General features: G+C 52.9%; 19 protein-coding genes and 1 riboswitch. Of the genes, 8 read left to right on the forward strand and 11 right to left on the reverse strand.

The features are described 5' to 3' along the window. The first annotated feature begins 226 nt into the window (after positions 1-226). The gene (gene zraP / locus AB4H76_RS21630; protein ID WP_001296714.1) at positions 227-646 is read left to right on the forward strand and encodes a zinc resistance sensor/chaperone ZraP; all 420 of its coding nucleotides are present in this window, start codon (positions 227-229) and stop codon (positions 644-646) included. Between the two features lies 1 nt (position 647). Here the strand turns inward: zraP and AB4H76_RS21635 are convergent, their stop codons facing one another. The 6 genes from AB4H76_RS21635 to nudC all read right to left on the reverse strand — a co-directional run bounded on the left by AB4H76_RS21635 (position 648) and on the right by nudC (position 5,006). Further along, entirely contained in the window at positions 648-1,343 is a 696-nt protein-coding gene (locus AB4H76_RS21635; protein ID WP_001300651.1) for a DUF1481 domain-containing protein, read from the reverse strand. Between the two features lie 12 nt (positions 1,344-1,355). Further along, positions 1,356-1,628, reverse strand: coding sequence for a nucleoid-associated protein HU-alpha (hupA, locus tag AB4H76_RS21640; RefSeq protein WP_001044513.1), 273 nt, complete (start codon positions 1,626-1,628; stop codon positions 1,356-1,358). A gap of 186 nt (positions 1,629-1,814) precedes the next feature. Beyond that, a complete protein-coding gene (locus tag AB4H76_RS21645; RefSeq protein WP_000940106.1) occupies positions 1,815-2,405 on the reverse strand; it encodes a YjaG family protein in 591 nt (196 codons plus the stop codon). Between the two features lie 42 nt (positions 2,406-2,447). Beyond that, on the reverse strand, positions 2,448-3,119 hold the full coding sequence (gene nfi, locus AB4H76_RS21650; RefSeq protein WP_077492234.1) for a deoxyribonuclease V: 672 nt from the start codon (positions 3,117-3,119) through the stop codon (positions 2,448-2,450). Positions 3,120-3,128: 9 nt separating this feature from the next. Further along, positions 3,129-4,193 carry a uroporphyrinogen decarboxylase gene (hemE, locus tag AB4H76_RS21655; RefSeq protein ID WP_000137657.1) on the reverse strand — a complete coding sequence of 355 codons (1,065 nt, stop codon included), beginning with the start codon at positions 4,191-4,193 and terminating at the stop codon, positions 3,129-3,131. Positions 4,194-4,232: 39 nt separating this feature from the next. After that, complete coding sequence (nudC, locus tag AB4H76_RS21660; RefSeq protein ID WP_000373940.1) at positions 4,233-5,006, reverse strand: NAD(+) diphosphatase; 774 nt, start codon at positions 5,004-5,006, stop codon at positions 4,233-4,235. Between the two features lie 94 nt (positions 5,007-5,100). Here nudC and rsd point away from each other — a divergent pair, with 94 nt between their 5' ends. The 7 genes from rsd to thiH all read left to right on the forward strand — a co-directional run bounded on the left by rsd (position 5,101) and on the right by thiH (position 11,175). Then, positions 5,101-5,577 carry a sigma D regulator gene (gene rsd / locus AB4H76_RS21665; protein WP_000934302.1) on the forward strand — a complete coding sequence of 159 codons (477 nt, stop codon included), beginning with the start codon at positions 5,101-5,103 and terminating at the stop codon, positions 5,575-5,577. Positions 5,578-5,629: 52 nt separating this feature from the next. Then, positions 5,630-5,730: riboswitch (TPP riboswitch) on the forward strand. An 80-nt stretch (positions 5,731-5,810) separates the two neighbouring features. After that, positions 5,811-7,706, forward strand: a complete 1,896-nt coding sequence (gene thiC, locus AB4H76_RS21670; RefSeq protein ID WP_001276903.1) for a phosphomethylpyrimidine synthase ThiC — start codon at positions 5,811-5,813, stop codon at positions 7,704-7,706. Further along, on the forward strand, positions 7,706-8,341 hold the full coding sequence (gene thiE / locus AB4H76_RS21675; protein WP_000284615.1) for a thiamine phosphate synthase: 636 nt from the start codon (positions 7,706-7,708) through the stop codon (positions 8,339-8,341). The genes thiC and thiE overlap by 1 nt, the downstream gene beginning before the upstream one ends. After that, positions 8,334-9,089: a thiazole biosynthesis adenylyltransferase ThiF gene (gene thiF / locus AB4H76_RS21680; protein WP_001401421.1), complete on the forward strand. Its 756-nt coding sequence runs from the start codon at positions 8,334-8,336 to the stop codon at positions 9,087-9,089. The genes thiE and thiF overlap by 8 nt, the downstream gene beginning before the upstream one ends. After that, complete coding sequence (gene thiS, locus AB4H76_RS21685; protein WP_001166226.1) at positions 9,073-9,273, forward strand: sulfur carrier protein ThiS; 201 nt, start codon at positions 9,073-9,075, stop codon at positions 9,271-9,273. Before thiF ends, thiS begins: the two co-directional genes overlap by 17 nt. 1 nt (position 9,274) lies before the next feature. Continuing rightward, the gene (thiG, locus tag AB4H76_RS21690; RefSeq protein ID WP_000944104.1) at positions 9,275-10,045 is read left to right on the forward strand and encodes a thiazole synthase; all 771 of its coding nucleotides are present in this window, start codon (positions 9,275-9,277) and stop codon (positions 10,043-10,045) included. Further along, positions 10,042-11,175 carry a 2-iminoacetate synthase ThiH gene (gene thiH, locus AB4H76_RS21695; protein ID WP_000847447.1) on the forward strand — a complete coding sequence of 378 codons (1,134 nt, stop codon included), beginning with the start codon at positions 10,042-10,044 and terminating at the stop codon, positions 11,173-11,175. Before thiG ends, thiH begins: the two co-directional genes overlap by 4 nt. Positions 11,176-11,584: 409 nt before the next feature. Here the strand turns inward: thiH and AB4H76_RS21700 are convergent, their stop codons facing one another. From AB4H76_RS21700 to rplJ, 5 genes are all read right to left on the reverse strand, one after another. Beyond that, positions 11,585-12,124 carry a heat-shock protein C gene (locus AB4H76_RS21700; protein WP_001307500.1) on the reverse strand — a complete coding sequence of 180 codons (540 nt, stop codon included), beginning with the start codon at positions 12,122-12,124 and terminating at the stop codon, positions 11,585-11,587. A gap of 212 nt (positions 12,125-12,336) precedes the next feature. Further along, a complete protein-coding gene (rpoC, locus tag AB4H76_RS21705) occupies positions 12,337-16,560 on the reverse strand; it encodes a DNA-directed RNA polymerase subunit beta' (RefSeq protein WP_000653944.1) in 4,224 nt (1,407 codons plus the stop codon). A 76-nt stretch (positions 16,561-16,636) separates the two neighbouring features. Next, positions 16,637-20,665, reverse strand: coding sequence for a DNA-directed RNA polymerase subunit beta (gene rpoB, locus AB4H76_RS21710; protein ID WP_000263098.1), 4,029 nt, complete (start codon positions 20,663-20,665; stop codon positions 16,637-16,639). 319 nt (positions 20,666-20,984) lie between these two features. Then, positions 20,985-21,350, reverse strand: a complete 366-nt coding sequence (gene rplL, locus AB4H76_RS21715; RefSeq protein ID WP_000028878.1) for a 50S ribosomal protein L7/L12 — start codon at positions 21,348-21,350, stop codon at positions 20,985-20,987. 66 nt (positions 21,351-21,416) lie between these two features. Next, a complete protein-coding gene (rplJ, locus tag AB4H76_RS21720) occupies positions 21,417-21,914 on the reverse strand; it encodes a 50S ribosomal protein L10 (RefSeq protein WP_001207201.1) in 498 nt (165 codons plus the stop codon). Between the last annotated feature and the right edge of the window lie 59 nt (positions 21,915-21,973).

The raw sequence follows: 21,973 nt of genomic DNA on the forward strand, positions 1-21,973 counted from the left end.
CCTGCTCATCCCTTTCTGACAGCAGAAATCATGCCATCTTTTATCAGCGCTTACCCTGCGCTGTAACACAAAGGCTTAAGTTTCAATGAGTAAAAATGACTCGCTACCCGCAGCAGGCGAGTCATTTTTACTCGTTTATCATGCCAGATTACCCGTCATATCAGCGTTTCATCGTTGGCACGGAAGATGCAATACCCGAAGTAAGACAACCATCGGAGGATTAACCATGAAACGGAACACGAAAATTGCCCTGGTAATGATGGCGCTTTCAGCAATGGCGATGGGCTCGACATCTGCATTTGCTCACGGCGGACACGGTATGTGGCAGCAAAATGCCGCGCCTTTGACCAGCGAACAACAGACAGCGTGGCAGAAAATCCATAATGACTTTTACGCTCAAAGCAGCGCACTGCAACAGCAACTGGTGACGAAGCGTTATGAATACAATGCCCTGTTAGCCGCGAACCCACCGGATAGCAGCAAAATTAACGCGGTCGCCAAAGAGATGGAGAATTTGCGTCAGTCGTTAGATGAGTTACGGGTGAAACGAGATATTGCGATGGCTGAAGCGGGTATTCCGCGCGGTACCGGAATGGGTTACGGCGGCTGCGGTGGTGGCGGTCATATGGGTATGGGCCACTGGTAAATCAGAACGTTTTCTCGTTGGGTTGCCAGCGACAGAAATCAGAGTTTGCCACCAACAGTAATTGCGAACCTTCGGGCGCTTCCAGCCATGCCACGCTGACATCAACAGAAGAGCGGCTCTGGCGGCGCTCGATATGCGCTATCGCCTGCGAATCTAAATCAGGTTTAATGGTTTGCCCTTCGCAGGTGGTCACGGTCTGTTCCATCGCATGCCAGCGCCCCTGGCGCAGCACGACTCTCCCCTGACGTAAGGCATCGCTAATCTGGCGGATCTGATCAGCACGATAACGGTATAAATCGATTTGGTCGTTAGAAAGCTGCTGCTTTTCCCCATCGGATTCACGTTGCATAAAGCTCAGATCACCGCGATCGTCAAAACGCGCGCGAATATTCACCGGCGGTTTGCTGTAAACATTGATATTGATGAGCGTGAGGTTATCGCCCTGCCAGCGATACTCTCGCGTCGTGGTATCGCCACTGCGCCACGGGCTAAACACGGCAAGCAGATGCACATTATCGCCGCTGTCTTTTCGCCAGATGCGTACCGCGCCCTGGTCTTCAGCAAATCCACTGGCGGTAAAGGGAGGAAGTGAAGAGTTGTGGCTACAGGCAGTGAGAAACAGCGCACCTGCCAGCATCAATGATCGACGCCAGAAAGACAAAAGGGGTGAAACCACCCCTTCGTTAAAACTGTTCACTGCCACGCAATCTTACTTAACTGCGTCTTTCAGTGCCTTGCCAGAAACAAATGCCGGTACGTTAGCTGCGGCAATTTTGATTTCTTTACCGGTCTGCGGGTTGCGGCCAGTACGCTCAGCGCGGTGGTTCACTTTGAAGGTACCGAAACCAACCAGTTGTACAGCATCGCCTTCTTTCAGAGACTCAGTAATTGCAGCCAGAGTGGACTCCAAAGCAGCTTTAGCCTGGGTTTTGGACAGTTCTGCTTTCTCTGCAATTACATCAATCAGTTGAGTCTTGTTCATAAGTTATCCTTACAATGTGTTTATCGCTTGCTAAGCATCGAGTGCGACGGAAATGCCAGAATAGCACTCTCCTGCATACACGCACCGATAGCCACTTTTTTTCGCCCCCCAAATGTAGACCAGACGGGGGGCGAAAGGGAAGACTCCAGGTACGACAAATCAGGCGTTAAATCACGTTTTCTGGTCTTATTGCTGAAAAATTATACCAATATTGCTCTCACCCGCCTCACGCAGGTCTGCCCTAAGGCCTTTTATCAGCTCGATATCGCGTTCTTCGCACTCAGCTAAAAGTCGGAATATTTCCCACTGAATGTCCCATTCTTGCTCTACAGCTGGGTTTTCTTTAAGCTCTTCATCGCTCATTTCGCGACCAGCCTGAGTCATTTCCAGCATCGCAACGGTCGTGATGGAGGTCTTACTCACTTCCACCGCGTGTTCGAGCGTTTCACCACTCAAACGCGAATGGACCAGTTCACTTAACGCCACGCATGCATCGATTGCCGGATAAACGCCGTACAGATCGAAATCGTCGGCTGAAGGAATCGCTTCTTCAAATTTCTCCAGTTGGCTGTCGAAATTTACTTTTGCGTCTTTAACGGTCAGCGTTTCCCAGATGAGATCGAGAATGCGACGGTAAATTTGCCCATCACCAAAACCGGTTTGCTGGCAGAACATGGCGTAATTGGGGTACATGCGTTCGCATAAGCAAGCCATGAAAGTGACATGCTGCCAGCTTTCCAGGCGCTCCAGACGCAGATGAATTGGGTTTTGTAACATGTTGAGTTCTCAAATACGGAAATTATCCGCAGTTTACCTGAATTAGGGCTGATTTGCTGTATAGCGCACGAACGCCGGACGTTCCGAGGCCACCGCGTCCGCCCAGCGCGTTGGCTCCGGCAGACGATAGCCTTTCATGCAGCGTTGTACCCACGCCAGCGCGCTGTCCACGCTGACCCGATGGCCGGTAGCGATAAACAACGGGTTACAGCGCGCTTTGCTGCGCCAGACCCAGGCCAGCTGCTCGCCTTTATCCATCAGTGGGGCCAGCGCGCCCGGTTCGCTGGAGAGCGGTTCGAATTTACCGCAGAGCCGTTTTTTCGCCACGCCAATGGTCGGCACATCCACCAATAAGCCAAAATGGCTGGCGACGCCAAGACGGAGAGGATGCGAGATCCCATGACCATCGACAAACACTAAATCCGGCTTTTGCGACAGCATCTCCCACGCTGCCAGCAGCGCAGGATATTCGCGGAAGGAAAGAAAACCTGGAATGTAAGGCATGGTGGTGGCGATGCGGGCAACTTTATACTCCACCAGCTCAAGCGAGGGATATTTCAGCAGCACCATCGCCGCTCGCGTCACTTCTCCGCCCTGCTCAAACCCGACATCGGCTCCGGCGATCAGATCCGGTGGATCTTTATCGAGTCGATCCTCGCGGATCACAGAAGAAGCCAGTTCGATTTGTTGAGCGCGTAATGACGCGAGATCCATAATCACTCCTTAGCGGTGATATTGTTCAGACAGTCGATGCACTGCCTCCACGAACACGCCAGCATGTTCTGGCGGCACATCCTGATGAATGCCGTGACCAAGGTTAAAGACATGACCTTCGCCGTGACCGAAACCTGCAAGTATAGTCGCTACTTCTTCTTCAATGCGGGCAGGCGGCGCGTACAGCATCGACGGATCCATATTACCCTGCAACGCGACTTTATTGCCCACACGGCGGCGCGCATCGGCGATATCCGTTGTCCAGTCGAGGCCCAACGCATCGCAACCGGTTTCTGCCATCGCTTCCAGCCACTGTCCGCCGCCTTTGGTAAACAGCGTGACCGGTACGCGGCGACCGTCGTTTTCACGCAGTAAACCATCAACAATTTTATGCATGTAATAGAGCGAGAACTGTTGATAATCGCGCCCGGTAAGCACACCGCCCCAGGTGTCGAAAATCATCACTGCCTGAGCACCGGCTTTAATCTGCGCATTCAGATACAAAGTGACGCTTTTCGCCAGTTTATCGAGTAGAGCGTGCAGCGCCTGCGGATCGGCATACATCATTTTTTTGATCACGGTGAACGCTTTGCTGCTGCCGCCTTCCACCATGTAGGTCGCCAGCGTCCATGGGCTGCCGGAAAAACCAATCAGCGGCACTTCGCCTTTCAGTTCGCGACGAATGGTACGCACCGCGTTCATCACGTAACCCAGCTCATCTTCCGGGTCCGGAATTGGCAGTTTATCGACGTCGGCTTTGCAGGTGACTGGCGAGGTAAAACGCGGACCTTCTCCGGCTTCAAAATAGAGCCCTAACCCCATCGCGTCCGGCACGGTGAGGATATCGGAAAAGAGGATCGCCGCATCCAGCGGGTAGCGACGCAGCGGTTGCAAAGTCACTTCGCACGCCAGCTCGGCGTTTTTGCACAGCGACATAAAATCGCCCGCCTGGGCGCGCGTGGCTTTATATTCCGGTAGATAGCGACCCGCCTGGCGCATCATCCATACTGGAGTGACATCAACGGGCTGGCGCAGCAGCGCCCGCAGATAACGATCGTTTTTAAGTTCGGTCATTTTGGCTGTTCCTTAGTGCGTCAGGCGGTCAGTGTATCATCACTCATACTCTGCCCGACACATCGCCACAGTATCTTCTATCAGACGGCGCGCTACGGTGCCGGGCGGCGGGAGTAACGGCAAATCGTCATAGCGATACCAGTTCGCCTCAAGCAATTCTTTCGGGTCGATCACGATGTCGCCGCTGTCATATTCCGCCATAAACGCGGTCATTAAAGACTGAGGAAACGGCCACGGCTGGGAAGTCACATAACGCAAGTTTTTAACTTTAATTCCGCTCTCTTCCATCACTTCCCGCGCGACCGCCTGCTCGAGGGTTTCGCCCACTTCGACGAATCCGGCAAGTACCGTATGGACACCGTTACGATGGCGGGTATGCTGGGCGAGGAGGATCGAATCATCGCGACGGATGGCAACAATAATGCAGGGGGCGATTTGCGGGTAGTAACGCTCACGGCAATGGCTGCACAGCATCGCCCATTCGGTTTTGCTCGGATACATTTCATGCCCGCAGTAACCACAGTATTTATGCGATCGGTAAAACTCCGCCAGTTGTACGCCTCGTCCGGCCAGTTGAAACAGCCCAACATCGAGATCAATGACCTGACGTACCGACCCCATATCGTGACGCCGCTGCTGTTGTACTAACCAAACAGGTTCCCCCTGCCATTCGCCGATTTGTAGTGCGCGCTGACCCACAAGATCGAAATTTGCCGCTTCGCCATATGGCAATTCTCCCTTCGGCAACCATAATTTTTGTTCATGGCTGACGACCCACCAGCCGTGATCTAATTTTTCAATTATACGATCCATAGCTCTTGCACTACCTTTGCATCACTGGCATGTTTAACATGGTTTTTACATTTCTCACTGAGCAGTTTTTGAATACAAACTTGCGGAGTCAATCATGCTTAACCAGCTCGATAACCTGACGGAGCGCGTCAGAGGAAGTAACAAACTGGTTGATCGCTGGCTACATGTACGTAAGCATCTGCTCGTGGCTTACTACAATCTGGTTGGCATTAAGCCTGGCAAAGAATCGTACATGAGGCTAAACGAAAAAGCCCTTGATGATTTTTGTCAGAGCCTGGTCGATTACTTGTCTGCCGGACATTTCAGTATTTATGAGCGCATTCTTCATAAGCTGGAAGGCAACGGGCAACTCGCGCGCGCCGCGAAGATTTGGCCGCAACTCGAAGCCAATACCCAACAGATTATGGATTACTACGATTCCAGCCTGGAAACCGCCATCGATCATGATAATTACCTTGAGTTTCAACAGGTTTTATCTGACATCGGCGAGGCGCTGGAAGCGCGCTTTGTGCTGGAAGATAAGCTGATTCTGCTGGTGCTTGACGCCGCCCGCGTCAAACATCCTGCTTGAGTTCTGCGCTGTTAACGCGTAATTTACATTCAACGCCCCGTTTGTGGGGGCTAATTTCTTGTCGGAGTGCCTTAACTGGCTGAGACCGTTTATTCGGGATCCGCGGAACCTGATCAGGCTAATACCTGCGAAGGGAACAAGAGTTAATCTGCTATCGCATCGCCTTTGCGGCGATCGTCTCTTGCTTCATCCGTCGTCTGACAAGCCACGTCCTTAACTTTTTGGAATGAGCTATGTCTGCAACAAAACTGACCCGCCGCGAACAGCGCGCCCAGGCCCAACATTTTATCGACACCCTGGAAGGCACCGCCTTTCCCAACTCAAAACGCATTTATATCACTGGCACACAACCCGGCGTGCGCGTGCCGATGCGTGAGATCCAGCTTAGCCCGACGCTAATTGGCGGCAGCAAAGAACAGCCGCAGTACGAAGAAAACGAAGCGATTCCGGCCTACGACACCTCCGGCCCGTATGGCGATCCGCAGATTGCCATTAACGTGCAGCAAGGGCTGGCAAAACTACGCCAGCCATGGATCGATGCGCGCGGCGATACCGAAGAACTTACCGTGCGCAGTTCCGATTACACTAAAGCGCGGCTGGCAGATGATGGCCTCGACGAGCTACGTTTTAGCGGCTTATTAACGCCAAAACGCGCCAAAACAGGACGCCGCGTCACCCAACTGCACTACGCCCGCCAGGGCATCATCACACCGGAAATGGAATTCATCGCCATCCGCGAGAATATGGGCCGCGAGCGCATCCGTAGCGAAGTTTTACGCCACCAGCATCCGGGAATGAGCTTTGGCGCACGTCTGCCGGAAAATATCACTGCGGAATTTGTCCGTGATGAAGTTGCTGCCGGACGTGCGATTATCCCGGCCAACATTAATCATCCGGAATCGGAGCCGATGATTATTGGCCGTAACTTCCTGGTAAAAGTTAACGCCAATATCGGCAACTCAGCGGTCACCTCTTCCATCGAAGAAGAAGTGGAAAAGCTGGTATGGTCCACCCGCTGGGGAGCGGATACGGTGATGGATCTCTCCACCGGTCGCTATATTCACGAAACCCGCGAGTGGATTTTGCGTAACAGCCCGGTGCCGATCGGTACAGTGCCGATCTACCAAGCGCTGGAGAAGGTTAACGGGATCGCCGAAGATCTTACCTGGGAAGCGTTCCGCGACACGCTGCTGGAACAGGCCGAGCAAGGTGTGGATTACTTCACTATCCATGCGGGCGTACTGCTGCGCTATGTGCCGATGACCGCGAAACGCCTGACCGGTATCGTCTCTCGCGGCGGTTCGATTATGGCGAAATGGTGCCTCTCCCATCATCAGGAAAATTTCCTCTATCAACACTTCCGCGAAATTTGTGAAATCTGTGCCGCTTATGACGTTTCGCTGTCGCTGGGCGACGGTCTGCGCCCCGGTTCTATTCAGGACGCCAACGATGAAGCGCAGTTTGCCGAGCTGCATACGCTGGGCGAACTGACCAAAATTGCCTGGGAATATGACGTGCAGGTGATGATTGAAGGCCCAGGCCACGTGCCGATGCAGATGATCCGCCGCAATATGACCGAGGAGTTAGAGCACTGCCACGAAGCGCCGTTTTACACTCTGGGGCCGCTAACTACCGATATTGCGCCGGGCTATGACCACTTCACGTCGGGGATTGGTGCGGCGATGATTGGCTGGTTTGGCTGCGCGATGCTCTGTTACGTAACGCCAAAAGAGCATCTGGGTCTGCCCAATAAAGAAGATGTTAAGCAGGGGCTTATCACCTATAAGATTGCCGCCCACGCCGCTGACCTGGCGAAAGGGCATCCGGGCGCGCAAATTCGCGATAACGCCATGTCGAAAGCCCGCTTCGAATTTCGCTGGGAAGACCAGTTTAATCTGGCCCTCGACCCGTTTACCGCCCGCGCTTATCACGATGAAACCCTGCCGCAAGAGTCAGGTAAAGTCGCCCATTTTTGCTCCATGTGTGGGCCGAAATTCTGCTCGATGAAAATCAGCCAGGAAGTGCGTGATTACGCCGCCACGCAAACTATTGAAATGGGAATGGCGGATATGTCGGAGAACTTCCGTGCCAGAGGCGGAGAAATCTACCTGCGTAAGGAGGAAGCGTGATGTATCAGCCTGATTTTCCTCCTGTACCTTTTCGTTCAGGACTGTACCCGGTGGTGGACAGCGTACAGTGGATCGAACGTCTGTTGGATGCAGGCGTACGTACTCTCCAGCTACGCATCAAAGATCGGCGCGATGAAGAGGTGGAAGCCGATGTCGTGGCGGCAATTGCGCTGGGCCGCCGCTATAACGCGCGATTGTTTATCAACGATTACTGGCGGCTGGCGATCAAGCATCAGGCGTATGGCGTCCATTTGGGGCAGGAAGATTTGCAAGCCACCGATCTCAATGCCATCCGCGCGGCAGGCCTGCGGCTGGGCGTTTCGACACATGACGATATGGAAATCGACGTCGCGCTGGCAGCACGCCCCTCTTATATCGCGCTGGGACATGTGTTCCCGACGCAAACCAAACAGATGCCTTCTGCACCGCAGGGGCTGGAACAGCTGGCACGGCATGTTGAGCGACTGGCGGATTATCCCACCGTGGCGATTGGCGGTATCAGTCTGGCACGCGCGCCTGCGGTGATAGCAACGGGTGTCGGCAGTATCGCCGTCGTCAGCGCCATTACTCAAGCCGCAGACTGGCGTTTGGCAACGGCACAGTTGCTGGAAATTGCAGGAGTTGGCGATGAATGACCGTGACTTTATGCGTTATAGCCGCCAAATCCTGCTCGACGATATCGCTCTTGACGGGCAGCAAAAACTGCTCGACAGCCAGGTGCTGATTATCGGTCTTGGCGGGCTGGGTACACCTGCTGCGCTATACCTGGCGGGCGCTGGCGTCGGGACGCTGGTACTGGCAGATGACGACGATGTGCATTTAAGCAATCTGCAACGACAAATCCTCTTTACCACTGAAGATATCGATCGCCCGAAATCGCAGGTCAGCCATCAGCGACTGACACAGTTGAATCCCGATATTCAACTGACAGCATTACATCAACGGTTAACGGGTGAGGCGTTAAAAGATGCGGTTGCACAAGCCGATGTGGTGCTCGACTGTACCGACAATATGGCGACTCGCCAGGAGATTAATGCCGCCTGCGTGGCACTCAACACGCCGCTTATCACCGCCAGCGCGGTCGGATTTGGCGGTCAGTTGATGGTACTGACGCCGCCCTGGGAGCAGGGGTGTTACCGCTGCCTGTGGCCAGATAACCAGGAGCCAGAACGCAACTGCCGCACGGCGGGCGTGGTTGGCCCGGTGGTCGGGGTTATGGGCACTTTGCAGGCACTGGAAGCCATTAAGTTATTAAGCGGTATAGAGACACCTGCGGGAGAACTCCGACTGTTCGACGGTAAATCGAGCCAGTGGCGCAGCCTGGCGTTGCGCCGCGCCAGTGGTTGCCCGGTATGCGGAGGAAGCAATGCAGATCCTGTTTAACGATCAAGCGATGCAGTGCGCCGCCGGGCAAACTGTTCACGAACTACTGGAGCAACTCGACCAACGACAAGCGGGCGCGGCTCTGGCGATTAATCAGCAAATCGTCCCGCGTGAGCAGTGGGCGCAACATATCGTGCAGGATGGCGACCAGATCCTGCTTTTTCAGGTTATTGCAGGGGGTTGAAATGTTACGTATTGCGGACAAAACGTTTGATTCACATCTGTTTACCGGCACAGGGAAATTCGCTTCTTCACAACTGATGGTGGAGGCGATCCGCGCTTCCGGCAGCCAGCTGGTGACACTGGCGATGAAACGTGTCGACTTGCGCCAGCACAACGACGCTATCCTCGAACCGCTTATCGCGGCGGGTGTGACCCTGCTGCCAAATACATCCGGGGCGAAAACAGCGGAAGAAGCCATTTTCGCCGCCCATCTGGCTCGTGAAGCGTTAGGCACAAACTGGTTAAAATTAGAGATTCACCCTGACGCCCGCTGGCTGTTGCCCGATCCCATCGAAACCCTGAAAGCCGCCGAAACGCTGGTACAACAGGGATTTGTCGTGCTGCCTTACTGCGGGGCCGATCCGGTATTGTGTAAACGTCTGGAAGAAGTCGGCTGTGCAGCGGTGATGCCGCTCGGCGCGCCGATTGGCTCGAATCAGGGACTGGAAACCCGCGCCATGCTGGAGATTATTATCCAGCAGGCCACAGTGCCGGTGGTTGTCGATGCTGGCATCGGCGTTCCCAGCCATGCCGCGCAGGCGCTGGAAATGGGGGCCGACGCGGTGTTAGTGAATACGGCGATTGCCGTCGCGGACGATCCCGTCAACATGGCGAAGGCATTTCGTCTGGCGGTAGAAGCAGGCCTACTGGCACGTCAGTCCGGACCGGGCAGCCGCAGTTATTTTGCTCATGCCACCAGCCCGCTGACCGGATTTCTGGAGGCATCGGCATGAAAACCTTCAGCGATCGCTGGCGACAACTGGACTGGGACGACATCCGCCTGCGTATCAACGGCAAAACGGCTGCTGACGTAGAGCGGGCGCTAAATGCCTCGCAACTCACCCGCGACGACATGATGGCGCTGTTATCGCCTGCCGCCAGTGGCTATCTGGAACAACTGGCCCAACGGGCGCAGCGTCTGACCCGTCAGCGATTTGGCAACACAGTTAGTTTCTACGTCCCGCTTTATCTTTCCAATCTTTGCGCTAACGACTGCACGTACTGTGGATTTTCCATGAGTAATCGCATCAAGCGCAAAACGCTGGATGAAGCGGATATTGCCAGGGAAAGTGCCGCTATACGGGAGATGGGCTTTGAACATCTGCTGTTAGTCACTGGTGAACATCAGGCGAAAGTGGGGATGGATTACTTTCGTCGTCATCTCCCTGCCCTTCGTGAACAGTTCTCTTCACTACAGATGGAAGTGCAACCGCTGGCGGAGACGGAATACGCCGAGTTAAAGCAACTTGGTCTGGATGGCGTGATGGTTTATCAGGAGACATATCACGAGGCGACTTATGCCCGCCATCATCTGAAAGGCAAAAAACAGGACTTCTTCTGGCGGCTGGAAACGCCGGATCGGCTGGGGCGTGCGGGGATTGATAAGATAGGCCTCGGCGCGCTAATTGGCCTTTCCGACAACTGGCGCGTTGACAGCTATATGGTTGCCGAACATTTGCTATGGCTGCAACAGCATTACTGGCAAAGCCGTTACTCTGTCTCCTTTCCGCGCCTGCGCCCGTGTACTGGCGGCATTGAGCCTGCGTCGATTATGGATGAACGCCAGTTAGTGCAAACCATCTGCGCCTTCCGACTGCTTGCACCGGAGATTGAACTGTCACTCTCCACGCGGGAATCACCGTGGTTTCGCGATCGCGTTATTCCGCTGGCGATCAATAACGTCAGCGCCTTCTCGAAAACGCAGCCAGGTGGCTATGCCGATAATCACCCCGAGTTGGAACAGTTCTCACCGCACGACGATCGCAGACCGGAAGCGGTTGCTGCCGCGTTAACCGCTCAGGGTTTGCAGCCGGTATGGAAAGACTGGGACAGCTATCTGGGACGCGCCTCGCAAAGACTATGAGACGGAATGTAAGAACGTAAATTTATTCCGAGCCGCTACGGAAGATGAAAAACGCAAGGTTGTTGAAAGCGTTGTGTTTTTTTATGGTAGTGCCGTCAGCAGGAATGTTGTCCAGGGCGAAAAGCTTCTTCCTCGTTTCGCCCTGCCTTTCTTAAAAATTCCGTAATGCAAAGTCTGAAGCCATCGCCTGTTGAGCAATGAAAGAGATCTGATTGTAAGAGAGTAAATACTCAACTATGATAGAGACGAAAATAAGAACACATGTTCCCATCTTCCAGGATGCAGCAGACTGAAGAAATTCAGACATCCCGCAACCTGCGATTATCGCAAGGTCAAGGCAAAGTCCGGTAATGGCGTTCTGAATACCAGAGATAATTCTCTGGCGAAACCCACCTTAAGGTGGGTTTTGTTATTTTGAGGGCTGAGGAAGCTGCTTATTTCTCAATAAGTTGTAGGCAATGGTGAAAAATTTCACTGATTTACCTTTCTGTTTTTCAGAAATGGGATAAGCGCTAGTTACATGCAAACGGAGTTTTTTCTTTTCCCTGAAAGCCCTGAACGCAACAAAGTAAAATGCCTTATCTCCTCCGTCTAAGTCCACCTCAATCACGGCATAGCTACCATACCCGGCATGAATAACGTTGCTTTCTGGCAGCGCCAAAATAGTTCTTTTTAAGTGTGTGCGCGCTAAGTTATAACGGTGCTGGCAGAAGGGACGAGATTCTTTAGGCGCGTGGTACATTAACGATTGTTTTTCTTCGTTCGTCTGATGTTCATAATCTTTTGTGAAGCAGTGAAGAGAGTAGGTAACCCAAAAGCGATACTCTAAAGGCTCTTTGCCCTCATGATGCTGAACGTAGACAGCCTGATGAGCATCAAGAAATGATAAATCACGAATATCACCATCCGGATGTCCAAAAGGTCGCCACTTTTCCACTTCCTGTTTCATTCTCGTTCCTTAAGAAAGTTACACAGGAATAGTATCGAATCCTTGCCGAGTTTGACTCAATTAGTTCAGTCAGTTTCAGGATATTAGTCATCTCTACATTGATTATGAGTATTCAGAAATTCCTTAAATATTCTGACAAATGCTCTTTCCCTAAACTCCCCCCATAAAAAAACCCGCCGAAGCGGGTTTTTACGTTATTTGCGGATTAACGATTACTCGTTATCAGAACCGCCCAGACCTGCGTTCAGCAGTTCTGCCAGGCTGGCAGATGCGTCTTCTGCAGTCACCTGCGGTGCAGCCGGAGCTTCACCCGCAGCACGGCGACGCATACGATCCTGGTGGTACGCGTAACCGGTACCTGCCGGGATCAGACGACCCACGATAACGTTCTCTTTCAGGCCGCGCAGTTCGTCGCGTTTGCCCGCAACGGCTGCTTCGGTCAGCACGCGAGTGGTCTCCTGGAACGATGCCGCGGAGATGAAGGACTCGGTTGCCAGAGACGCTTTGGTGATACCCAGCAGATCGCGGGAGTAAGTTGCACCCACTTTGCCGTTCGCTTCCAGTTCGCGGTTTGCGATCTTGACGCGAGAGTATTCAACCTGTTCGCCTTCCAGGAAGTCGGAGCTACCCGCGTTAACGATGGTAGCTTTACGCAGCATCTGACGAACGATAACTTCGATGTGTTTATCGTTAATCTTAACGCCCTGCAGACGGTATACGTCCTGTACTTCGTTAACGATGTAACGAGTAACAGCATGAACACCACGCAGACGCAGAATGTCGTGCGGCGCTTCCGGACCGTCGGAAATTACGTCACCACGTTCTACACGTTCACCTTCGAACACGTTGAGCTGACGCCATTTCGGAATCATCTCTTCGTACGGATCGCTACCGTCTACCGGGGTGATAACCAGACGACGTTTACCTTTGGTTTCTTTACCGAAGGAAACGATACCGCTGATTTCAGCCAGGATTGCCGGCTCTTTCGGACGACGTGCTTCGAACAGGTCCGCAACGCGCGGCAGACCACCGGTGATGTCCTTGGTACCGCCGGATTCCTGCGGAATACGCGCCAGGGTGTCACCAGAGCTGATCTGTACGCCATCTTCCAGCTGAACAATCGCTTTACCCGGCAGGAAGTACTGCGCAGGCATATCGGTACCCGGAATCAGAACGTCGTTACCCTGAGCATCAACGATTTTCAGTGCCGGACGCAGATCTTTACCACCTGCGGTACGTTCTGCGGAATCCAGAACCACCAGCGAAGACAGACCGGTCAATTCGTCTGTCTGACGAGTAATGGTCTGACCGTCGATCATGTCAGTAAAGCGTACAAAACCGCTTACTTCGGTGATAACCGGCATGGTGTGCGGGTCCCAGTTTGCAACGGTTTCGCCGCCAGCAACCTGTTCGCCATCGCCTTTCGCCAGTACCGCACCGTAAGGCACTTTGTAGCTTTCTTTGGTACGACCGAATTCGTCGATCAGTTTCAGTTCAGTATTACGGGAAGTGATAACCAGTTTACCGCTGGAGTTCACAACCGACTTCACGTTGCTGAGCTTGATGCTACCTTTGTTTTTCACTTGGATGCTGGATTCAGCAGCCGCACGAGATGCCGCACCACCGATGTGGAACGTACGCATGGTCAGCTGTGTACCCGGTTCACCGATGGACTGTGCCGCGATAACACCGATTGCTTCACCCTTGTTGATGATGTGGCCACGCGCCAGGTCACGACCGTAGCAGTGCGCACATACACCAAAGTCGGTGTCACAAGATACAACAGAACGTACTTTAACCGCGTCGACAGAGTTCTCTTCCAGCAGGTCACACCACTGTTCGTGCAGCAGCGTGTTGCGCGGAACGAGGATATCAGCAGTACCCGGCTTCAGAACGTCTTCAGCAGTTACACGACCCAGTACGCGATCGCGCAGCGGCTCTTTAACGTCACCACCCTCGATAACCGGAGTCATCATGATACCTTCATGGGTACCACAATCGTCTTCGGTAACCACCAGGTCCTGCGCCACGTCAACCAGACGACGAGTCAGGTAACCGGAGTTCGCAGTTTTCAGTGCGGTATCCGCCAGACCTTTACGAGCACCGTGGGTGGAGATGAAGTACTGGAGTACGTTCAGACCTTCACGGAAGTTCGCGGTGATTGGCGTTTCGATGATGGAGCCATCCGGCTTCGCCATCAGACCACGCATACCAGCAAGCTGACGAATCTGTGCCGCAGAACCACGCGCACCGGAGTCGGCCATCATGTAGATGCTGTTGAAGGAAACCTGCTTCTCTTCCTGACCGTCACGGTTAATCACGGTTTCAGTTTGCAGGTTATCCATCATCGCTTTGGATACACGATCGTTCGCCGCAGCCCAGATATCGATAACTTTGTTGTAGCGTTCGCCCGCAGTTACCAGACCAGACTGGAACTGCTCCTGAATTTCAGCAACTTCTGCTTCTGCCTCGGAGATGATTTCGTGTTTCTTCTCCGGGATGACCATGTCATCGATACCAACAGATGCACCAGAACGCGCTGCATAGGCGAAGCCGGTGTACATGATCTGGTCCGCAAAAATAACGGTCGGTTTCAGACCGAGAATGCGGTAGCAGGTGTTCAGCATTTTGGAGATTGCTTTTTTACCCAGCGCCTGGTTGACGATGGAGTAAGGCAGACCTTTCGGTACAATCATCCACAGAATGGCACGGCCAACAGTCGTGTCTTTCAGGCTGGTTTTCGCTACTAATTCACCGTTAGCATCTTTTTCATACTCGGTGATACGCACTTTAACGCGCGCATGCAGAGAAGCCAGACCAGAGCGATACAGACGTTCTGCTTCTTTCGGGCCAGTCAGCACCATGCCTTCGCCTTTGGCGTTAACACAGTCACGGGTCATGTAGTACAGACCCAGTACAACGTCCTGAGACGGAACGATGATTGGTTCGCCGTTCGCCGGGGACAGGATGTTGTTGGTAGACATCATCAGCGCACGCGCTTCCAGCTGGGCTTCCAGCGTCAGCGGTACGTGAACAGCCATCTGGTCACCATCGAAGTCGGCGTTATATGCCGCACAAACCAGCGGGTGCAGCTGGATAGCTTTACCTTCGATCAGTACCGGTTCAAATGCCTGGATACCCAGACGGTGCAGAGTCGGTGCACGGTTCAGCAGTACCGGGTGTTCGCGGATAACTTCGTCCAGGATATCCCAAACGACAGCTTCTTCGCGCTCAACCATTTTCTTCGCAGCTTTAATGGTGGTAGCAAGACCACGCAGTTCCAGCTTGCCGTAGATGAACGGTTTGAACAGCTCCAGTGCCATTTTCTTCGGCAGACCGCACTGATGCAGACGCAGGTATGGACCTACGGTGATTACAGAACGACCGGAGTAGTCAACACGCTTACCGAGCAGGTTCTGACGGAAACGACCCTGTTTACCTTTGATCATGTCGGCCAAAGATTTCAGAGGACGCTTGTTAGAACCGGTGATCGCACGACCGCGACGACCGTTATCCAGCAGGGCGTCTACCGCTTCCTGCAGCATACGTTTTTCGTTACGTACGATGATGTCCGGCGCAGCCAGATCCAGCAGACGTTTCAGACGGTTGTTACGGTTAATGACGCGACGATACAGATCGTTCAGGTCAGAAGTCGCGAAACGACCACCATCCAGCGGAACCAGCGGACGCAGATCTGGCGGCAGTACCGGCAGAACGGTCAGGATCATCCACTCTGGTTTGTTACCAGACTGAACGAACGCTTCCAGCAGTTTGATACGCTTGGTCAGCTTTTTACGCTTGGTTTCGGAGTTGGTTTCGTTCAGCTCTTCACGCAGCTGTTCGCACTCTTGCTCCAGATCCATGCTCTTCAGCAGAGCCTGGATTGCTTCCGCACCCATCTTCGCGTCGAATTCGTCACCGAACTCTTCCAGCGCGTCCAGATACTGCTCTTCAGTCAGGATCTGCTGACGTTCCAGGTTGGTCATACCGCCTTCGATAACCACATAGGATTCAAAGTACAGTACGCGTTCGATATCGCGCAGCGGCATATCGAGCAGCAGACCGATACGGGACGGCAGCGATTTCAGGAACCAGATGTGCGCAGTCGGGGAAGCCAGTTCGATGTGGCCCATACGCTCACGGCGTACTTTAGTCTGGGTCACTTCAACGCCGCACTTCTCACAGATGACGCCACGGTGTTTCAGGCGCTTGTACTTACCGCACAGGCACTCGTAATCTTTTACCGGCCCAAAGATACGGGCGCAGAAAAGGCCGTCACGTTCTGGTTTGAACGTACGGTAGTTGATGGTTTCCGGCTTTTTAACTTCACCGAAAGACCATGAACGGATCATGTCTGGCGAAGCCAGAGCAATTTTGATCGCATCAAACTCTTCGGTTTTAGTCTGCGCTTTCAGAAACTTTAATAAATCTTTCACGGATTTGCTCCCGTCGGAGTTAGCACAATCCGCTGCCGGGTTTTAACCCGACAGCAGTGACCTGTTTGAGCGAGAATTACTCGTCTTCCAGTTCGATGTTGATACCCAGCGAACGAATCTCTTTCAACAATACGTTGAAGGATTCTGGCATGCCCGGCTCCATCTGATGGTTGCCGTCCACGATGTTTTTATACATCTTGGTACGACCGTTCACGTCATCAGACTTAACGGTGAGCATTTCCTGCAGGGTGTATGCTGCGCCGTATGCTTCCAGCGCCCACACTTCCATCTCCCCGAAACGCTGACCACCGAACTGTGCCTTACCACCCAGCGGCTGCTGAGTAACCAGGCTGTAAGAACCGGTGGAACGCGCGTGCATCTTGTCGTCGACCAGGTGGTTCAGTTTCAGCATGTACATGTAACCAACGGTTACCGGACGCTCGAACTGTTCACCAGTGCGACCATCGTACAGGCGGATCTGACCGGAAGTCGGCAGGTCGCCAAGTTTCAGCAGCTCTTTAATTTCTGCTTCTTTCGCACCGTCGAACACCGGCGTTGCGATTGGCATACCTTTGCGCAGGTTTTCAGCCAGACGCATAACTTCTTCATCGCTGAAGGTACTCAGGTCAACTTTCTGACGAACGTCAGCGCCCAGATCGTACGCACGCTGGATGAATTCGCGCAGTTTCGCGACTTCTTGCTGCTGTTTCAGCATGGCGTTGATCTTGTCGCCGATACCTTTCGCAGCCATACCCAGGTGGGTTTCGAGGATCTGACCGATGTTCATACGAGACGGTACGCCCAGCGGGTTCAGTACGATGTCTACCGGCGTACCGTTTTCATCGTAAGGCATATCTTCGATCGGGTTGATCTTAGAAATTACACCCTTGTTACCGTGACGACCTGCCATCTTGTCACCAGGCTGGATACGGCGTTTAACCGCCAGATATACCTTAACAATCTTCAGCACGCCCGGTGCCAGATCGTCGCCCTGGGTGATTTTGCGGCGTTTCGCTTCGAGTTTCTTCTCGAACTCGTGTTTCAGTTCGTCATACTGCTCAGCCAGCTGTTCCAGCTGATTTTGTTTCTCTTCGTCGGTCAGGCCCAGCTCCAGCCAGCGATCGCGCGGCAGTTTGTCGAGCTTCTCAGCTTCAACGCCACCGGCTACCAGCACAGCACGGATACGGCTGAACAGACCCGCTTCGAGGATCTGCAGTTCTTCAGACAGGTCTTTCTTCGCCTGTTTGAGCTGCATTTCTTCGATTTCCAGCGCACGTTTGTCTTTTTCTACGCCATCGCGAGTAAAGACCTGAACGTCGATAACCGTACCGGATACACCGTTTGGTACGCGCAGAGAAGAGTCTTTAACGTCAGAGGCTTTCTCACCGAAGATCGCACGCAGCAGTTTTTCTTCTGGGGTCAGCTGAGTTTCACCTTTCGGCGTAACCTTACCAACCAGAATGTCGCCACCGGTCACTTCCGCACCAATATAAACGATACCGGATTCATCCAGTTTGGAGAGCGCAGCTTCACCCACGTTCGGGATGTCAGCGGTGATCTCTTCTGGCCCCAGCTTGGTGTCACGGGACACACACGCCAGTTCCTGAATGTGGATGGTGGTGAAACGGTCTTCCTGAACAACACGCTCGGATACGAGGATGGAGTCTTCGAAGTTGTAACCATTCCACGGCATGAACGCTACGCGCATGTTCTGACCAAGCGCCAGTTCACCGAGGTCGGTGGACGGACCGTCTGCCAGCACGTCGCCACGTTCAACCGGTTCACCCAGAGACACACACGGCATCTGGTTGATACAGGTGTTCTGGTTAGAACGGGTGTATTTGGTCAGGTTGTAGATGTCGATACCTGCTTCACCCGGATACATCTCGTCTTCGTTAACTTTGATAACGATACGGGAAGCATCCACGTACTGAACGACACCACCACGTTTAGCTACCGCAGTTACACCGGAGTCAACGGCAACAGCACGTTCCATACCAGTACCAACCAGCGGCTTATCAGCACGCAGAGTCGGAACGGCCTGACGTTGCATGTTCGCACCCATCAATGCACGGTTGGCGTCATCGTGTTCCAGGAACGGGATCAGGGACGCACCGACGGATACCACCTGCTGGGTGGATACGTCCATGTAGTCAACCTGGTCACGGCTGAACAAGCTGGATTCGCCTTTGCTACGGCAAGTTACCAGGTCTTCTACGAAGTGGCCTTCTTCATCCAGGTTGGAGTTCGCCTGGGCGATAACGTAGTTGCCTTCTTCGATAGCAGACAGGTAGTGAATTTCGTCAGTTACAACACCGTCGGTCACTTTACGATACGGAGTCTCAAGGAAGCCGTATTCGTTAGTCTGTGCGTACACGGACAGAGAGTTGATCAGACCGATGTTCGGACCTTCAGGGGTTTCGATTGGACATACGCGACCGTAGTGAGTCGGGTGTACGTCTCGAACTTCGAAGCCTGCACGTTCACGGGTCAGACCGCCTGGGCCGAGTGCGGAGATACGACGTTTGTGCGTAATCTCAGACAGCGGGTTGTTCTGGTCCATAAACTGAGACAGCTGGCTGGAACCGAAGAACTCTTTCACTGCTGCGGAAATCGGCTTGGCGTTGATCATATCCTGAGGCATCAGGGTATCCAGATCGCCCAGAGACAGACGCTCTTTCACCGCACGCTCTACACGTACCAGGCCAACGCGGAACTGGTTTTCCGCCATTTCGCCAACGGAACGGATACGACGGTTGCCGAGGTGGTCGATATCATCGACTTCGCCTTTACCGTTACGGATATCGATGAGCTTTTTCATAACATCAATGATGTCGTCTTTGCTCAGGATACCGGAACCTTCGATTTCTTCGCGCAGCAGAGAACGGTTGAACTTCATACGACCAACCGCAGACAGGTCATAACGGTCTTCGGAGAAGAACAGGTTCTCGAACAGGCTTTCCGCTGCTTCACGAGTCGGCGGCTCGCCAGGGCGCATCATGCGGTAGATTTCTACCAGTGCGCTCAGACGGTCGTTAGTTGGGTCGACACGTAAGGTTTCAGAGATATATGGGCCGTGATCCAGATCGTTGGTGAACAGCGTTTCGATACGCTTGTGACCAGACTGGCTCAGCTTAGCCAGCAGATCCAGGCTCAGCTCCATGTTCGCTGCGCAGATCAGCTCGCCGGTAGACTCATCAATATAGTCTTTAGCAACCACTTTACCTGCGATGTACTCAACCGGGACTTCGATCAGTTTGACGTCGTCTTTTTCCAGCTGGCGAATGTGGCGCGCAGTGATACGGCGGCCTTTTTCTACGTACACTTTACCGTTAGCTTCGATGTCAAAAGATGCGGTTTCACCACGCAGGCGTTCCGGCACCAGTTCCATCTGCAGCTTGTTATCACGGATTTCAAAGATAACTTTTTCAAAGAACAGGTCGAGGATCTGCTCTGTGGTGTAGTTCAGGGCGCGCAGAATGATGGTCGCAGGCAGTTTACGGCGACGGTCGATACGTACGAACAGGTTGTCCTTCGGATCGAATTCGAAGTCCAGCCAGGAACCACGGTAAGGGATGATGCGCGCGTTATACAGCACTTTACCCGAAGAGTGGGTTTTACCTTTGTCGGAGTCAAAGAAGACGCCCGGACTACGGTGCAGCTGGGAAACGATAACACGCTCAGTACCGTTGATAACAAAGGTACCGTTGTCTGTCATGAGCGGAATTTCGCCCATGTAGACTTCTTGTTCTTTAATGTCTTTTACGGTGCCTTCCGGCGCTTCGCGCTCATAGATCACCAGACGCAGTTTAACGCGCAGCGGTGCGGAATAGGTCACGCCACGGATTTGACATTCCTGGACGTCAAACACCGGTTCGCCAAGGCGGTAGCTGACGTATTGCAGCTCGGAATTACCGCTGTAGCTCTGAATCGGGAATACGGAACGGAAAGCAGCTTCCAGACCATACTGCCCTTCAGGATCTTGCTCGATAAATTTCTGAAACGAGTCAAGCTGGATAGAAAGGAGATAAGGTACATCCAGAACTTGTGGACGTTTACCAAAATCCTTACGAATACGTTTTTTCTCGGTATAGGAGTAAACCATAGGGTTCCTCAGCTCGCTGACAAGTCGACCCATCTGTCCATTGAGCGGACAGTTTGTGCAACACTATTTTGTTGACCGGAAAATGGAACACTTTCCGCAATGCCTGTTGCTATCACGCTTAAACCATTTCATTGCGATTTACACAGAACGGACGTCCTGTCGCAGTATATTAAGTCGTCGATAGAAACAAGCATTGAAAGGCACAGCAGTAGTCAAACAGTGTGAAACGCTACTGGCGCCTTACAGCGCAAAAAGGCTGGTGACTAAAAAGTCACCAGCCATCAGCCTGATTTCTCAGGCTGCAACCGGAAGGGTTGGCTTATTTAACTTCAACTTCAGCGCCAGCTTCTTCCAGAGCTTTTTTCAGTGCTTCTGCGTCGTCTTTGCTCACGCCTTCTTTCAGAGCAGCCGGTGCAGATTCTACCAGGTCTTTAGCTTCTTTCAGACCCAGGCCAGTTGCGCCACGTACTGCTTTGATAACAGCAACTTTGTTAGCGCCAGCAGCTTTCAGAATTACGTCGAATTCAGTTTTTTCTTCAGCAGCTTCAACCGGGCCAGCAGCTACAGCTACAGCAGCAGCAGCGGAAACACCGAATTTTTCTTCCATTGCAGAGATCAGTTCTACAACGTCCATTACAGACATAGCTGCAACTGCTTCAATGATTTGATCTTTAGTGATAGACATTTAAATTGTTCCTGAATATCAGAATAAGTTTATACGTAAGCGAATGCGTTAAAAAGATAACTGCGATTAAGCAGCTTCTTTCGCATCGCGTACAGCAGCCAGAGTACGAACCAGTTTGCCAGCCGAAGCTTCTTTCATGGTTGCCATCAGGCGTGCAATTGCTTCTTCGTAGGTCGGCAGAGTTGCCAGGCGGTCGATCTGAGACGCCGGGATCAGCTCACCTTCAAAGGCAGCGGCTTTGACCTCAAATTTTGCATTCGCTTTCGCGAACTCTTTGAACAGACGAGCAGCAGCGCCCGGGTGTTCCATAGAGTATGCAATCAGGGTCGGACCAACAAACGCGTCTTTCAGGCACTCGAACGGAGTACCTTCAACAGCACGGCGCAGCAGGGTGTTACGAACAACACGCATGTATACGCCAGCTTCGCGACCTGCTTTACGCAGTTCAGTCATTTTATCTACAGTTACGCCACGGGAATCCGCAACTACTGCAGACAGCGCGCCTTTGGCTACTTCGCTGACTTCAGCAACAATCGCTTGTTTGTCTTGAAGATTTAAAGCCATTAGCTTTGCTCCTGGATGTTTGCCAGAGAAAATCTCTGGAACTCACTTCACTCCTCCAA

Source organism: Escherichia sp. UTM R2 (assembly GCF_048593455.1).
GTDB classification, from domain to species: domain Bacteria; phylum Pseudomonadota; class Gammaproteobacteria; order Enterobacterales; family Enterobacteriaceae; genus Escherichia; species Escherichia coli.